The sequence below is a fragment of the Comamonas resistens genome, assembly GCF_030064165.1.
GTDB classification, from domain to species: domain Bacteria; phylum Pseudomonadota; class Gammaproteobacteria; order Burkholderiales; family Burkholderiaceae_C; genus Comamonas; species Comamonas resistens.
This window is the reverse complement of the sequence record NZ_CP125947.1, coordinates 1,070,433-1,085,572: the sequence shown is the minus strand read 5'-3', so window position 1 is coordinate 1,085,572 and position 15,140 is coordinate 1,070,433. Positions and strand designations below refer to the sequence as shown.

The window sequence follows — 15,140 nt, the reverse complement described above, 5'->3', positions numbered from 1 at the left end:
CCATGGCAAAACAAGGACGGCGCCCCGGCGCCCAGGCAGCAGCTGATATTCAAACAGGCTTGGTCGTCGCCAGTTACGGTCGCCACTGCGTGGTCGAGACTCCGGACGGCGAGCGCCGCATCTGCCATCCACGCGGCAAGAAAAGCCAGGCGGTGGTGGGCGACCATGTGCAATGGCTGGCCCCTCCTCCCGGTCAGGGCGATGAGGGCACGATCGAGAAGGTCGTCGAGCGCCGCAATGTTTTCTACCGCCAGGATGACATTCGCACCAAGACTTTTGCCGCCAACCTCGACCAGTTGCTGATCCTGATCGCTGCCGAGCCTGTATTCAGCGAGGTGCAGCTGGCCCGCGCCCTGATCGCCGCCGAGGCGGCTCACATCACGCCCATCATCGCGCTCAACAAGATGGACCTGCAAGAGCCGTTCCTGCGCGCCTGGGAGCGGCTAGAGCCTTACCGTACCATGCGCGACGCGGTAGATGACCCACCGCACTACATGGTGCTGCCGCTGTCGCTGGAAGATGCCGACGAAGAAGATCGTGAGGCCATCATCGGCCTGCTGCAAGGCAAGACCACGCTGGTGCTCGGCCCCTCAGGCGTGGGCAAAAGCACGCTGATCAATCTGCTGCTGCCTGACGCCAAGGTCGCCACCAACGAAATCTCGCAGGCGCTGAACACCGGCAAGCACACCACGACCAGCACCACCTTGTACTGGGTGGATGAAGCGCGCAGCACGGCCATCATTGATTCGCCGGGTTTTCAGGAATTCGGCCTGTATCACATCGCGCCCACACAGCTGCCCGCCTGCATGCCCGATATCGGCGCCCACGCCAAGAACTGCAAGTTCTATAACTGCACGCACTTGCATGAGCCAGGCTGTGGCGTGATTGAGGCCGTCAAAAACGGCTCAGACACCCTGCCCATCAGCGACAACCGCTATCGTATTTACGGCGAACTATTCGATGAGCTGAGCCAGGTTGGCTACTGAATGGACTTCCAGATCAATAGCAGCCAGCGCTTGATACATAAGCGCTGGCTGCTATTTTTATGAGTCACCCCAGCAAGCGCGCAAAGGTCAGCAGGGCCAGGAGCAGCAACCAGACAACGACCGAGCGCCAGACCAGGCCGACCACGCTGCGCAGATGCGCCATCTCGGGCTCGCGGCCAGGGGTGACATCGCTGCCGGGCTCCCACTGCGCCTCGTCACCCTCTTCGCCATAGCCGGCGTCGCGGCGGCGCAGGGCTTCCCCGCCCAGGCGCACATTGATGGCGCCAGCCGTCGCAGCCAGGATCACACCATCGTTGTCATTGGGAAAGCGCTGGGCATACAGACGCCAGTTGTCTATGGCCTCCTCGAAACTGCCCACCATGGCAAAGGACAGGGCCGTCAGCCGCGCCGGCAGCCAGTCGATCACATACCAGGCCCTGGCCGCAACGCGCTGCAGGCGCTCGCTGGTCGGTGCCTGCAGACCTTCCACGCCCTTGCGCGACCAGGCACGCGACAGGTACTCGGCCATGCGGTACATGACCGCGCCCAGCGGCCCCAGGCCCAGCGCCGAGAGGACGGAAAACCAGAAAAGCACGCCGAACACATGGCGGTGCGCTGCCAGTACCGAATATTCGATGACATGGCGCACCACTTCGCTGCGCGGCACCTCACCGGCATCTACCTGCTGCCAGTCAGCCAATGCCTGGCGTGCCGCATACTCATCGCCTGCATCCAGCGCATCGCGAATGCGCGTGAAATGGTGGCTGAACTGGCGAAAGCCCAGCGTCACATAAAGCACGGCCACATTCCAGAGCATGGCCACCGGCCAGCCGATCAGCTCCAGCAAGGCAAAATAAATGCCCAGCACCAGCACACAGGGCAGCAGTACCGCCATGACCCAGGCCAGCCAGCCGTGGTGAGGTTTGCCGGCATCAAAATTGCTGCGCACCGTCACGGTCCAGGCGCGATAGCCCCCCTGTACCAGATTGGATCGGGCCAGCGGGCGCGCCTGCTCCAGCAGCAAGGCGATCAGGATGGCAAAAAAGCTCATTGCTTCATCATACCGGCGCAGTCGTGCAGCTTGTTACAAGCATCATTTCAGACCGCCAAAAAACGATAGAGATTGCGCAGCATGCCTGCTGTGGCCCCCCAGATATAGCGCTGCTGTGCGCCGTCCTGGTAGGGCATGGCAAACCACTGCCGCTGCACGCCCTGCCAGAGCATGCCTCTACGTTCGTGATGTGCGGGATTCAGCAGAAAAGAAAGCGGCACCTCGAACAAATCCGCCACTTCTCCCGGGTTGGGAAAGTAGGCGGGCTGCGGCTGCACCAGCGCCACCACGGGCGTGATGTTGAATGCGGTTCCCGTCACATAGATCGGCAACCGCCCCAGCACTTCCACATTCTTGGCTAACAAGCCCACTTCCTCATGCGCTTCGCGCAGTGCCGTGGCTTCTGCAGAGACATCCTGCGGATCACGCTTGCCACCCGGAAAAGCGACCTGCCCCGAATGGGTGGAGAGCTTGGCCGAGCGCACGGTCAACAGCACCGTCGGCTGCTCGCGCATCACAATGGGCACCAGTACCGCGGCATCCAATGGCGCGCGGGTAGTGAAGCGCTTTTCCTCCATGGCTTCGGGCACCCAGTCCCGGCTACTGGCAAAGCGGTGACGCAGCGCCTGGGGAGTCTGGGCATCCAGCGGCACGCTGGGCAGCTCACTATCCACCCCCAGCAAAGGTGCCAGCCTGGGATCGCTGATTCCCACAGAGCTTGTGTTCTTAGAAGCTTGATCGGATGAAAGCATGTACTTTGATGCAGCAAGGCATAAAAAGTCCCCAACGCTTGCCCAATAGCGCGTGAGCATCCACAGGGGGGCATTGGCTCGGGGCGGCCCGGCTGCAATAAAAAAAGCCGCCACAGCGAACTGTAGCGGCTTTCTCGGAAAGACTTCCTAAGCGCGGATTACTCGGCTGCGGCTGCAGTCTTGACACGGCGCTGGGGCAGCTTTTCCTTGATACGAGCAGACTTGCCGCTACGCTCACGCAGGTAGTACAGCTTGGCACGACGCACATCGCCGCGACGCTTGACTTCAATGCCAGCGATCAGAGGGGAGTAGGTTTGGAACGTACGTTCCACGCCTTCACCGCTGGAGATCTTGCGCACTGTGAAGCCGCTGTTCAGGCCGCGATTGCGCTTGGCAATCACCACGCCTTCGTAAGCCTGCACGCGCTTACGCGAACCTTCCACCACGTTCACGCTCACGATGACGGTGTCACCAGGGGCGAATTCGGGGATGGTCTTGTTCAGGCGAGCGATTTCTTCTTGCTCGAGGGTCTGGATCAGATTCATGATGTAAGTCCACCTTGATCTTGTCCGCGCCAAAATTGGCAAGCTCCGGGATTGGAGCTATGGCTGTATTACAAAGCAGCCGATGGGGCTGCTCCGCTATTCCTTACAGCGGCCGGATAGAGGATCAAAGAGCCTGCAATTATAGCTTGGTCCTTGTTTTTGCCAAAAACCCCTCGTCCTTGGCATTGAGCAACCCCTGGCCACGCGCCTGCTCGATCAGCTCCGGCCGGTGCTGGGCCGTGATGCGCAGGCGCTGATCCCGGCGCCAACGCTCGATATTTGCGTGGTGGCCCGACAACAGCTCGGCCGGCACTTCCTGCCCATTCCAGACCTCGGGACGGGTGTAATGCGGGCAATCGAGCAATCCATCCAGCGCGGGATTGAAGCTGTCCTGCTGAAAGCTGCCTTCATCATTGAGCACGCCGGGCTGCAGCCGTGTCAGAGAATCAAGCAACACCATGGCTGCCAATTCACCGCCGGAGAGTACGAAATCCCCCAGGCTCAGCTGATGCGTCACGTGGGTATCGATAAAGCGTTGATCGATACCTTCATAGCGACCACACAGCAAAATTGCACCACGGCTTTGTGCCCAGTGCGCAACCACCTCATGCTTAAGCGTGGTGCCTATCGGCGAAAACAGCAGGACTGGAGCCGGCTCGGCCTGCTCCTGCGCATCAGCTTCGGCACGCGCGGCGCGAATCGCCTCCAGGCAATGCTGCAGCGGCTCGGCCATCATCACCATGCCCGGGCCGCCACCGAATGGACGATCATCCACGCGGCGGTAATTACCCTCAGCCCAGTCCCGCGGATTCCACAGATGCACAGCCACCTGACCCGAGCCGTAGGCGCGTCGTGTCACCCCGCTCTCCAGAAACGGGGCAAACAGCTCAGGAAACAGGGTAATAATGTCGAAACGCATGATGTGTCTTCGCTTTCAGCTATTTAATCAATAGCTAAAACACGCTGCAAAAAAATCAGTAATCCGGCTGCCAGTCGGCAACGATTTTCTTGCCGGCCAAGTCCACCGAATCCACATAGGCATCCACAAAGGGAATAAGGCGCTCCTGCTCCTTGCCATCTTGCTCAAAGCCCAGCACCAGCACGGTCTGCGGGCCTGTTGCCATCAGATCATTGACCACGCCCAGCTCAACGCCTTCGCGGTTGACCACGGTCAGGCCCATCAGATCCACCCAGTAGAACTCACCGTCCTCGGTCTTGGGGAAATGCTCGCGCGCCACAAAGACACGGGCGCCACGCAAGGCTTCTGCAGCATTGCGGTCCGCCACCTCGGGCGAGGTAGCGACTATGGTGTCCGAGTGAAAACGGGCCTGCTTGACGGGCAAGACAACCGTCCCCGTGAACTGCTTGGCACCTTTTTCAGCCGGCTGCAGATACCAGGACTTGGCAGAAAACAAAGCCTCGGGGGCGCTGCTGAAGGCGTGGACCTTGAACCACCCCTTGATGCCCCAGGCATCGGCAATGCGACCGACCTCGATGGCATCCGCTGGCAAGCTTGTGGCTTCAAGAAGAGGCATATGGCTCATAGGAATCAACCGGGAATATTTGAAAATTCAATAAAAAACGGGCTCCGTCAGGCAAGCCAACGGAACCCGCTTTGAGAAGTGCCTTGAGGGCAGCTACCTGAAATTAGGCAGCAACCTTAGCCGCAGCTTGCTTGATCAGGCGTTCAGCCGTTTCAGAAGCCTGAGCACCCACGCTCTTCCAGTAAGTCACGCGATCCAGAGCGATACGCAGACCTTCTTCAGCGCCACGGGCGCTGGGGTTGTAGAAACCCAGACGCTCGATGAAAGCACCGTCGCGACGCACGCGCTTGTCAGCAACGACGACGTTGTAGAAGGGACGAGCCTTGGAGCCGCCGCGGGACAGACGAATAACAACCATGATATTTCCTTCGGGTGGTTACAGACGGCAGTCAAAAAATTGCCGACTGCGCAAGTTCTCTTACAGCGTTTGAGACACGCGACATGACCACCCGGCCAGCGACACGCTGTAAAACCCTCGATTATATCGAGTTCTCCAGAGGATGCCTATCCAAACTACAACAGACCTGCCTCCACCACGGTATAGCCCGCAATTGCCCTGAGCCCGAAATGTTGCAGCGCATGAATAATGGATTCGTTCCCATGCCCTGCATCTTCCGCTCATGAGCCGCACCTTGACCACCTCCTCCGTCACCGCCAGAACCAAGCACAAGACGGTCGCAACCTGGCTGGCCTTTTTGGGAGGCGCTTTGGGCTTGCACCGTTTCTACCTCTACGGCATGGGCGACTGGATGGGCTGGCTGCTCCCCATTCCCACAGCGCTTGGCGTGTACGGAATCGAGCGCGTTCAGCAACTGGGGCAGGACGACCAACTGAGTTGGCTGCTGATACCCATGCTGGGCTTCACCCTGGCCGGTTGCGCATTGCGTGCCATTCTTTATGGGCTGATGGACAAAACCCGCTGGAACCAGCGTTTCAACCCCGAGCTGCCAGCCGATGCGCCTGCCGGCAGCACTCACTGGGGCACCATCATGGGAATAGGCCTGTCATTGATGCTAGGGGCCACCGTGCTCATGGCCAGCATCGCCTATAGCTTCCAGCATTACTTCGAATATCAAGTCGAGGAAGCACGCAAGATCTCCCAGTGATCTTGAACCACAGCGGTGCTGAGCCTTTCAGCACTGCCTGAACTGAACGCTGAACGCCTGCGCGCATGTAGGCAAAAATCTAATTTTTGTCACTTCGCCTCCAGGTAAAGCCGCCTTTGCAGCAGGCCGCCCACAATGTAACCATCGCATACATTTTGTGATGAATGCAGACCTCAGCCGTCGCCTTGCAGGCTCCGAGGGTCTGGCTTGCCTCATGTCTGCCTCAAGAGGTTCCATGTCCGCACCTACTGACAAGTCTGCCAAGACTGAATCTCCATTCCCCACAGCCACCAGCCTTGTCGGGGCCTATGGCGAACAACTGTTTCGCATTCTGGAGCAAGCCTGCAGCGGCTTTGTTCTGCTCGACGCGCAGAACCGTGCACAGCGCTGGAACGAAGGCTATCTCCAGCTCTTCCCATGGCTGGCTCAGAGTTTGAAGGTCGGCTCCTCGCTGCAAGCCGTGCTGCAAACAGCCTGCGCGGCTGAAAGACACAGCAGTGTGGCCGCAGCCCATCTGAGCACATTATCCCGGCAGCTTCCCAGCGCACAAGCCACGCTTCCCAATGGGCGTGAGGTCTTGCTGGCAATTCACCCCATATCGGCCAGCTACAGCCTGCTGACCTGCAAGGAAATCATCTCTGACAGCAACGACGCCGACGACCTGACATTCTTTGATGCACTGACTCAGCTACCCAATCGCCGACTGCTGCTGGATCGCCTCTCCCAGGCCATGATCCAGTCTGAACGCACAGGCTGGCGCGGTGCTCTGCTGACCATAGACATGAATGCAGGCGAAGCCTTGCAGCAAACGGGCGGCAGTGCCTCTGCCAGCCACCTGCAGCAGGAGATTGCTCAGCGCCTGTTCAGCTGCATGCGGGCATGCGATAGCGTGGCGCGCGTGGATGCCGAGCATTTCGTCATCATGATTTCGGACCTTTCCCCGGACCCCGATCTGGCCAGTCTGCTCGTAGAGCGACTTGGTGAGCGGCTGCAAGACAGCCTCAATGCTGGCTATACCGTCTCTGGCATGTCCTTCAAACTGCAGGCCAATATCGGCGCCACGCTGTTTGGCCCCCACTCACGCTCGGCCAGTGAACTGCTCAATCAGGCCGAGAGCGCCATGTATCGCCTGCGCGATGAAGAAAGCCGTGGCCTGCATTTCTTCCGCCCCGAGCAATTGATGGCCCCCACTGATCGCAGCCTGCTGGAGCAGGAGCTGGGCAAGGCCATGCGCCTCAATCAGTTCGAGATGCAGTTCCAGCCTCAGTATTCTGTTCATGGCACGGCAACAGGCCTGGAAGCCTTGCTGCGCTGGCGCCATCCCGTGCGCGGGCTGGTGCCTCCCCGCATTTTTCTTGCGGTGGCAGAAGACTCCAACATCATTGTTCCACTGGGACTCTGGAGCATCCGGGCCACCTGCGAGCAGATGGCTCGCTGGAAAAACGATGCTCAGTTGAATCACCTGCCCGTGAGCGTCAACATCAGCCCCAGACAGCTGCAGCAGCCCGACTTTGTCGAACAGCTGGAGAGCATTCTTTCCCAAACAGGCATAGCCCCGACCTTACTGATTCTGGAACTGTCCAATCGCTCGCTGCAGCCACTCGATGCCGATCTCGCCACCGTGCTCGGGCAACTGAACACCATGGGGGTGCGCTTGTCACTGGACGACTTCGGCAACGGAGCTGGCAATCAGGACGTTCTGGCCCGACTTCCGCTCTTTCAGGTCAAGCTCTCCCAGACTCTGGTGCAACGCCTGGGGCCCAACAATGCCAGCGATGCTGCAGCACAGACGGCCATCGCTCTGGCCCAACGCGCCCAGGTTCTGCTCGTCGCCTCTGGTGTGGAAACGCTGGAGCAAAGAGCATTGCTGGCCCAGCATGGCTGCCAGCATTTCATGGGTTATTTGTTCAGCGCGCCAGTGCCTGCACACCAACTCAAATCGCTGCTGCATATGCCGCAAGTCGGTCAGCTACGAAAAGCAGCCTGACCCACCCTAGGCGCCAAACAAAAAGGCTTCGCATTGCGAAGCCTTTTTAGCATTTCACCCTTATTCAGAAAGCGTCATCAGCTACTGATAAAGAAGCAGATGCCGATCAATACAGCTGCAGGCTGACCCAGTAGGCAATCGAAGCCACGAAAGCGCTGGCAGGGATTGTCAGAACCCAGGCCCAGACGATGTTGCCAGCCACGCCCCAGCGCACGGCACTGGCGCGCTGAGTGGAACCTACGCCCACGATGGCACCGGTAATGGTGTGTGTGGTCGAGACAGGAACACCCAGGAAGGTTGCAAAGAACAATGTCAAAGCACCACCGGATTCGGCGCAGAAGCCGCCCACGGGCTTGAGCTTGGTGATCTTCTGGCCCATGGTCTTCACAATGCGCCAGCCACCGAACATGGTGCCCATGCCAATGGCCAGATAGCAGCTCACGATGGTCCAGGTCGGGGGCGAGGCATCGCCGGCATTGGCGTATCCTGTGGCGATCAGCAGCAGCCAGATGATGCCGATGGTCTTTTGCGCATCATTACCGCCGTGACCCAGGCTGTATGCACCGGCGGACACCAGTTGCAGACGGCGAAACCACTTGTCTACGCGGTTGGGGCTGGTGCGGCGGAAGATCCAGGCCACCAGCACCATCATCAACGAGCCCAGCAAAAAGCCCAGCACCGGGGAAATAAAGATGAATGCCACGGTCTTCCAGATACCGCTGGCGATCAGCGCACCGGCACCTGCCTTGGCAATCACCGCGCCCACGATGCCGCCAATCAAAGCGTGCGAGGAACTGCTGGGAATGCCGTAGATCCAGGTGATGACGTTCCAGACGATGGCGCCAACCAGAGCGCCGAACACCACATGGGTATCCACAATGCCCGGCTGAACAATACCCTTGCCCACGGTTGCGGCCACGCTCAGATGGAAGATAAAAACCGCAACCACGTTGAAGAACGCGGCAAACACCACGGCCTGCGTGGGCTTGAGAACCCCCGTGGAGACCACGGTGGCAATCGAATTGGCAGCGTCGTGAAAGCCGTTCATGAAATCGAACAGCAAGGCGAGCACCACCAGCAAAATCACAACCCAGAGGGCTGCCTGTACCGGCTCCATGATCGGGCTCCAGCGAGAATCAGGAATTCTCGAGGACGATGCCCTCGATCAGGTTCGCCACGTCTTCGCAGCGGTCGGTGATGGTTTCCAGCAGCTCATAGATGGCCTTGAGCTTGATCACCTCACGCACATCGGGCTCTTCGCGGAAGAGCTTGCTCATGGCGGCGCGCATCACGCGGTCCGCATCACCTTCCAGACGATCGATCTCGTCACAGGTCTTATGCATGGCTTCGACGATAGCCGGATCGGACAGGCGATCCAGCAGCTTGACGGCGTCGCGCAGACGCTCGCAGCAGCGCACGCACAGGTCTGTCAGACGTGTGATTTCGTCAGTCATGTGACGCACGTCGTACAGGGCCATGGTTTCCGCCGAGTCCTGAATCAGGTCGGCCACATCATCCATGGTGTTGATCAGCGAATGGATATGTTCGCGATCCAGAGGCGTGATGAAGGTCTTGTGCAGCAGCTTGGAGACATCGTGGGTCACACGGTCAGCCGCGCGCTCGGCGTTGTCAACGTCAGCGTTGTACTTTTCGCGCAAATGAGGGTCGTTGTAGTTTGCAACGAGTTGCGAGAAGGCGTGAGCTGCTTCAACGATGCGGTCTGCATGTTGATTGAACATCTCGAAAAAATTACCTTCGCGCGGCAATAGCTTGCCAAACAGCATGAATGCTCCTTACCGGGGAAAAAGAAACCAGGCGACGCACTGCAACACAGCATGGTTCCCGGCTTAAACGGGGCGAAGTTTACTCTTGAGTCTTTGTGCGTTTGTGCGCGCATTCAAGACACCCCTTCAAGCCTCACGAAAAATAAAATACACCTCACCTGTCTTGCCTTGGACATCCATAAAAAACTTCACTCGGCCTGCCAGTTCAAATAGAAGAACCCAAACACAGCTCAGTCCGAGCATGTAACAGCAGCTGCGAAACTGGTGGTTCCGCAGCCGTCGCCATGCCGCTTTGCCGCGCTTGACGGCGAGCTTCACGAGCAAGATCTACAGGGTATTCCCCAGGTATTTCCATGCAAAAAACCTGGATCCTGGCTCTCTCCACCATCACCCAGTCAATGCTCCCAGTCGGCAACCCTGAGGCAGGCAATCAACTGTCCCAAGCCGACCAAGCCAACCGGATCACTTACCGGCAACGGCGATATGCAAAGACCCGGAGCAAGCTGCAACCCGCACATGGCAATCCATTCGGATGTTGCGATTTCGTTCCAATAATTTCTTTTCGATCTATCCAAATTTCTTTCAGTTGTTAAATCGAATCAAAAAGAGTTAAAAAGAAGCAAATAAAACAAAAAAATATGACACAAAAACGTCATATTTTTGTCACTTACACAGATTTAAGGGGATTTGAGTCTGAGTCGAAGCAGGTCGTCAAACAGTGCATCGCCATCGACCAAGCGATGCACCTGCCAGCCGCTCTCTTGCTTGCCCAACTCTATTCCCCCAGATAAGCGGCTCTCACCCTTGGATCGCTGAGCAGAGTCTGACCGGGTCCGGTCATGGTGATGATGCCGGACTCCATCACATAGCCACGGTCAGCCACCGCCAGTGCGCGGCTGGCGTTCTGCTCCACCAGAACCATGGTCACCCCCAAGGCATAGACATCTGCCACCACCTCGAAAATCTTGTCCACCATGATGGGAGACAGGCCCATGGATGGCTCATCGAGCAGCAGCACCTTGGGCTGACTCATCAAGGCCCTGGCCATGGCCAGCATCTGCTGTTCGCCGCCGGACATGGTGCCGGCCAGCTGATCCTTGCGCTCCTTGAGACGGGGAAAGATGCCGAACATGCGCTCGATATCGGCCTGGATGCCGGCCTTGTCATTGCGCGTATAGGCGCCCATGAGCAGATTCTCGGTAATCGTCATGCGGGCAAAGACACCGCGCCCCTCGGGCACCATGACCAGCCCTTCGGCCACCAGATCCCAGGCGCCCTTGTTTCTGATGCTTTTGCCTAAATAAAGAATGTCTCCGTCCGCGATGGGCAGGCCCCGCGTCACGGCCTTCATGGTGGTGGTTTTGCCGGCGCCGTTGGAGCCGATCAGGGATACCAGCTCACCCTGGCGCACCTCGAAATCCACCCCTTTGACAGCCTGAATGCCGCCATAAGCCACCTTCAGGCCGGTGACCTGCAGCAGCACCGCACCTGCGGCCTTGGCGGCCTGAGGATGTTCCTGTACTTGATCCTGCATCTTCAGTGGCCTCCGGTGCCCAGATAGGCTTCAATCACTTTTTCATTCTTCTGCACTTCGGCAGGCGTGCCCTCTGCAATCGGTTTGCCGTAGTCCAGTACGGTCACGCGGTCACACAAGCCCATGACCAGCTTCACATCGTGCTCGATCAGCAAGATGGTGCGCTGGTCATTGCGGATGCGGTCGATCAGCTCGCGCAGCTGCACTTTTTCGGTGGCGTTCATGCCGGCCGCAGGCTCGTCCAGCGCAATCAGCTTCGGGTCTGTTGCCAGCGCGCGGGCGATCTCCAGGCGGCGCTGGTCGCCATAGGACAGCGTGCGCGCCCTGAAGTCCGCGTACTTGCCTATACCCACATAGTCAAGCAGTTCCTTCGCACGCGCGCGGATCGCTGCTTCCTCGGCCTTGAAGCGCCGGGTGCGGAGCACCGCGCCGATCAGGCCCGAATGCGTGCGCACATGGCGCCCCACCATGACGTTCTCCAGCGCCGTCATTTCTGCGAACAGACGAATGTTCTGAAAGGTACGTGCAATACCGGCTCTGGCCACCTTGTGCACCGCCGTAGGCTCGTAGGGCTTGCCATCGAGCTCGAACTTGCCGGTATCGGGCGTGTAAAGGCCGGTGATGACATTAAAGAAAGTGGTCTTGCCCGCGCCATTGGGGCCGATCAGGCCATAGACCTGTCCGCGCTCGATCTTCATGTTCACGCCGGACAGGGCCTGCAGCCCGCCAAAGCGCTTGGAGATATCCGAGACGTGGAGGACCGTGGAAGTCATGCTATCTGCCATATCAGTTCATCCCCTTGTCTTCACGATGGACGGCTCAGGTTCTTGCCATGCTCAGGGGTCGGCCACAGGCCGCGCGGGCGCAGCAGCATGATGACAATCATGGCCAGCGCAATCAGCAACTGGCGCAGGATGGAAGCATCGAGGCGCCCGCCCGTCATCTCCTGCAAGGGGCCGGCCACATAGCGCAACACCTCGGGCAATGCCGACAGCAGCACGGCGCCCAGAATCACGCCGGGGATATGACCCAGACCGCCGAGCACCACCATGGCCACGATCATCACGGACTCCATGAGGCTGAAAGACTCGGGCGAGACGAAACCCTGGAAGGCGCCGAACATGGAGCCGGCCACACCGCCGAACGATGCCCCCATGCCGAAGGCCAGCAGCTTCATATTGCGTACATTGATGCCCATGGCCTTGGCGGCGATTTCGTCTTCACGAATCGCCATCCAGGCGCGGCCTATGCGCGAGTCCTGCAGGCGGTAGCAGATCACAATCGTGAACAGCACCAGCGCCAGGAACAGGTAGTAGTAGAGCGTGACGGAAGCGATATCGAAGCCGAAGATCTCCTGGCGCTTGGCCAGATCCAGGCCGAAGATCTTGACCGAGTCCACCTGTCCAATGCCCTTGGGGCCGTTGGTGATGTTGACAGGCTGATCCAGGTTGTTCATGAAGATACGGATGATCTCGCCAAAGCCCAGGGTCACGATGGCCAGATAGTCGCCGCGCAGCCGCAACACAGGCAGCCCCAGCAGCACCCCGGCCCCTGCGGCCAACAGCATACCCAGCGGAATCACCAGCCAGATCGAGGTATGCAGCCCATTGGGAAACATGGCGGCAAAGCCTTCAAAGGTTTCGGCCAGATGGGGCGAGGCCATGAGCGCAAACATATAAGCGCCCACCGCATAGAAAGCCACATAGCCCAGATCCAGCAGACCGGCATAGCCGACCACGATATTGAGGCCCAGCGCCAGCATCACGTAGAGCAAGGCCAGATCGGCAATGCGCACCCAGGCATTGCCGAAGTATTGAAGAACCAGCGGCAGCACCAGCAAGGCCAGGCCACCCAGAACCCAGTGGAGTGTCTTGTTGTTTTGCATGGGCACTCCTTATGCGCGGTCCGCCACACGCTCACCCAGCAGGCCCGAGGGGCGCAGCGTCAAGATGATGATGAGCACAATGAAAGCAAAGATATCGGTGTACTGACTGCCCAGCACCCCGCCCGTCAGATCGCCGATATAGCCCGAGCCGATGGACTCGATCAGCCCCAGCAGCAGGCCGCCGACCACCGCCCCGGCCAGATTGCCGATACCACCGAACACGGCCGCCGTGAAGGCCTTGAGACCCGGCAGAAAGCCCATGGTGTGATGGGCCGTGCCGTAATTGGAGGCATACATGATGCCGGCGATGGCCGCCAGCACGGCACCGATGATGAAGGTGGCCGAAATCACCATGTCCGGCTTGACGCCCATGAGCGCCGCCACGCGCGGGTTCTCTGCCGTGGCGCGCATGGCGCGCCCCAGCTTGGTGTAGTTGACCAGATACATCAGAGTCGCCAGAGCCACTGCGGTGACCACCAGCACCAGAATCTGCGTGGGTGTGATGACCGCCGTGCCTATTTCATAGGGCGTGGAGGACAGCAGCGTGGGATAGGCCTTGTAGTTGGGCTTCCAGATGATCATGGCCAGCGTCTGCAGCAGGATGGAGACACCGATGGCGGTGATCAGCGGCGCTAGGCGCGGGCTGTTGCGCAACGGCCGGTACGCGATTTTTTCGATCACCAGATTCAGCGAGGCCGCCACCACGCAGGCAATGATGGCGGCTATCAAAAGCATGAGCCAGCCAGGCAGATAAGGCATGGCTTCCTGCATCAGGCCTATGCAGCTCCAGCTGGTCAGCGCGCCGACCATCAGCACTTCCCCATGGGCAAAATTGATCAGTTGAATGATGCCGTACACCATGGTGTAGCCCAGGGCTATCAAGGCATACATGCTGCCCAGTACCAAACCATTGATGATTTGCTGCAGCAGGATATCCATACACGCGCACTCCTTCTCCCGTCCAAGATGGAGACACTGCAAGCCTCTCATCCCGAACGACGGAGCCAGCGATGCCATGTCTGCGCCCTGCTTTGTCACGACTTTGTGGGCCGCACGCAGCAGGAAGCTGGCGCGATTCTAGGCAGCGCCCGCCCTGGCGTAAGGGCGGGGTTTCCCGTGGCTTTACAAGAGGACACAAGGCTTTTATGCAGCAGTGCAACATAAAAAACAGGAGCATTCAGCGCTTTTAAATCAATTACTTAACCCGTCGATCAACGCTCAAATGCATTCAAAGCGCGCGCCTGGCGCTAGCATTTCAGTAGAGAAATTACCGCAGTCGTCAAGCCAATGAAAGCTGCCGTCATGCAGCCTGCTGGCAACGGCTCCGCCCACCAGCACCCTATGAACCAGCCTCAGTCCACCTCACCCCAGACCCTCCAGCTCGATGCGCTGCTGGAGCGCGTGCGTGCCTGCACGCTGTGCCAGGGTTTGCCGCTGGGTCCCAGGCCCTTGCTGCAGGCCGGCAGCGGCGCACGCATCCTAATTGCGGGCCAGGCGCCGGGGCGACGTGCCCATTTGAGCGGCATTCCGTTCGACGATATAAGCGGCGAACGCCTGCGCGCCTGGCTGGGCCTGACGCGCGAGCAGTTCTACGACGCCAGCCGCGTGGCCATCATTCCCATGGGCCTATGCTTTCCCGGCACCGGCAAGAGCGGCGACTTGCCGCCGCAGCCCGAATGCGCACCGGCCTGGCGCGCACCCCTGCTGGCATCGCTGCCTCAGATAGCGCTGACCGTGGTGCTGGGCCGTTATGCACTGGCCTGGCACTGCCCCGAGCAGGCGCGCGCCACGTTGTCCGATGCGGTGGCGGCCTGGCTCAAGGCGCCGGGGCCGGTGATCCCCTTGCCCCACCCCAGCCCACGCAATATGGCCTGGCTCAAGCGCCACCCCTGGTTCGAGGCCGAGGTGCTGCCGCTGCTGCGCGAGCGCATACAGCTTGCCCTGGGCACAGCAGGCGCCACCTGAT

Annotated in this window: 16 protein-coding genes; 4 read left to right on the top strand and 12 right to left on the bottom strand. The window is 59.5% G+C overall.

The features are described from left to right. The first annotated feature begins 2 nt into the window (after positions 1 to 2). Positions 3 to 986 (top strand): ribosome small subunit-dependent GTPase A, encoded by a 984-nt coding sequence (gene rsgA, locus QMY55_RS04965; protein ID WP_283487570.1) that lies wholly within the window; start codon positions 3 to 5, stop codon positions 984 to 986. Between the two features lie 64 nt (positions 987 to 1,050). Here the strand turns inward: rsgA and QMY55_RS04960 are convergent, their stop codons facing one another. The 6 genes from QMY55_RS04960 to rpsP all read right to left on the bottom strand — a co-directional run bounded on the left by QMY55_RS04960 (position 1,051) and on the right by rpsP (position 5,236). Further along, the gene (locus tag QMY55_RS04960) at positions 1,051 to 2,037 is read right to left on the bottom strand and encodes a CobD/CbiB family protein (protein WP_283487569.1); all 987 of its coding nucleotides are present in this window, start codon (positions 2,035 to 2,037) and stop codon (positions 1,051 to 1,053) included. Positions 2,038 to 2,084: 47 nt separating this feature from the next. Next, positions 2,085 to 2,789: a CoA pyrophosphatase gene (locus tag QMY55_RS04955; RefSeq protein ID WP_283487568.1), complete on the bottom strand. Its 705-nt coding sequence runs from the start codon at positions 2,787 to 2,789 to the stop codon at positions 2,085 to 2,087. A 158-nt stretch (positions 2,790 to 2,947) separates the two neighbouring features. Continuing rightward, positions 2,948 to 3,334, bottom strand: coding sequence for a 50S ribosomal protein L19 (gene rplS, locus QMY55_RS04950; protein ID WP_283487567.1), 387 nt, complete (start codon positions 3,332 to 3,334; stop codon positions 2,948 to 2,950). Positions 3,335 to 3,473: 139 nt separating this feature from the next. After that, positions 3,474 to 4,253 carry a tRNA (guanosine(37)-N1)-methyltransferase TrmD gene (gene trmD, locus QMY55_RS04945; RefSeq protein WP_283487566.1) on the bottom strand — a complete coding sequence of 260 codons (780 nt, stop codon included), beginning with the start codon at positions 4,251 to 4,253 and terminating at the stop codon, positions 3,474 to 3,476. Positions 4,254 to 4,308: 55 nt separating this feature from the next. Beyond that, entirely contained in the window at positions 4,309 to 4,878 is a 570-nt protein-coding gene (rimM, locus tag QMY55_RS04940; RefSeq protein WP_283487565.1) for a ribosome maturation factor RimM, read from the bottom strand. A gap of 103 nt (positions 4,879 to 4,981) precedes the next feature. Continuing rightward, on the bottom strand, positions 4,982 to 5,236 hold the full coding sequence (gene rpsP, locus QMY55_RS04935) for a 30S ribosomal protein S16 (protein ID WP_283487564.1): 255 nt from the start codon (positions 5,234 to 5,236) through the stop codon (positions 4,982 to 4,984). A gap of 262 nt (positions 5,237 to 5,498) precedes the next feature. Between rpsP and QMY55_RS04930 the strand changes: the two genes are divergently transcribed. Further along, positions 5,499 to 5,984 (top strand): NINE protein, encoded by a 486-nt coding sequence (locus tag QMY55_RS04930; protein WP_283487563.1) that lies wholly within the window; start codon positions 5,499 to 5,501, stop codon positions 5,982 to 5,984. A 235-nt stretch (positions 5,985 to 6,219) separates the two neighbouring features. Further along, on the top strand, positions 6,220 to 7,971 hold the full coding sequence (locus tag QMY55_RS04925) for an EAL domain-containing protein (RefSeq protein ID WP_283487562.1): 1,752 nt from the start codon (positions 6,220 to 6,222) through the stop codon (positions 7,969 to 7,971). Positions 7,972 to 8,077: 106 nt separating this feature from the next. On the opposite strand, the gene QMY55_RS04920 is transcribed toward QMY55_RS04925, so the two are convergent. From QMY55_RS04920 to QMY55_RS04895, 6 genes are all read right to left on the bottom strand, one after another. After that, positions 8,078 to 9,088, bottom strand: coding sequence for an inorganic phosphate transporter (locus tag QMY55_RS04920; protein ID WP_283487561.1), 1,011 nt, complete (start codon positions 9,086 to 9,088; stop codon positions 8,078 to 8,080). A 19-nt stretch (positions 9,089 to 9,107) separates the two neighbouring features. Further along, on the bottom strand, positions 9,108 to 9,755 hold the full coding sequence (locus QMY55_RS04915) for a DUF47 domain-containing protein (RefSeq protein ID WP_283487560.1): 648 nt from the start codon (positions 9,753 to 9,755) through the stop codon (positions 9,108 to 9,110). Between the two features lie 775 nt (positions 9,756 to 10,530). Further along, a complete protein-coding gene (locus QMY55_RS04910; RefSeq protein ID WP_283487559.1) occupies positions 10,531 to 11,289 on the bottom strand; it encodes an ABC transporter ATP-binding protein in 759 nt (252 codons plus the stop codon). Between the two features lie 2 nt (positions 11,290 to 11,291). Further along, complete coding sequence (locus QMY55_RS04905; RefSeq protein WP_283487558.1) at positions 11,292 to 12,074, bottom strand: ABC transporter ATP-binding protein; 783 nt, start codon at positions 12,072 to 12,074, stop codon at positions 11,292 to 11,294. Between the two features lie 20 nt (positions 12,075 to 12,094). Further along, a complete protein-coding gene (locus QMY55_RS04900; protein ID WP_283487557.1) occupies positions 12,095 to 13,174 on the bottom strand; it encodes an ABC transporter permease subunit in 1,080 nt (359 codons plus the stop codon). A gap of 9 nt (positions 13,175 to 13,183) precedes the next feature. After that, entirely contained in the window at positions 13,184 to 14,113 is a 930-nt protein-coding gene (locus tag QMY55_RS04895) for a branched-chain amino acid ABC transporter permease (RefSeq protein ID WP_283487556.1), read from the bottom strand. A 402-nt stretch (positions 14,114 to 14,515) separates the two neighbouring features. Here QMY55_RS04895 and QMY55_RS04890 point away from each other — a divergent pair, with 402 nt between their 5' ends. Continuing rightward, on the top strand, positions 14,516 to 15,139 hold the full coding sequence (locus QMY55_RS04890) for a uracil-DNA glycosylase family protein (protein ID WP_283488885.1): 624 nt from the start codon (positions 14,516 to 14,518) through the stop codon (positions 15,137 to 15,139). Position 15,140: the final 1 nt, after the last annotated feature.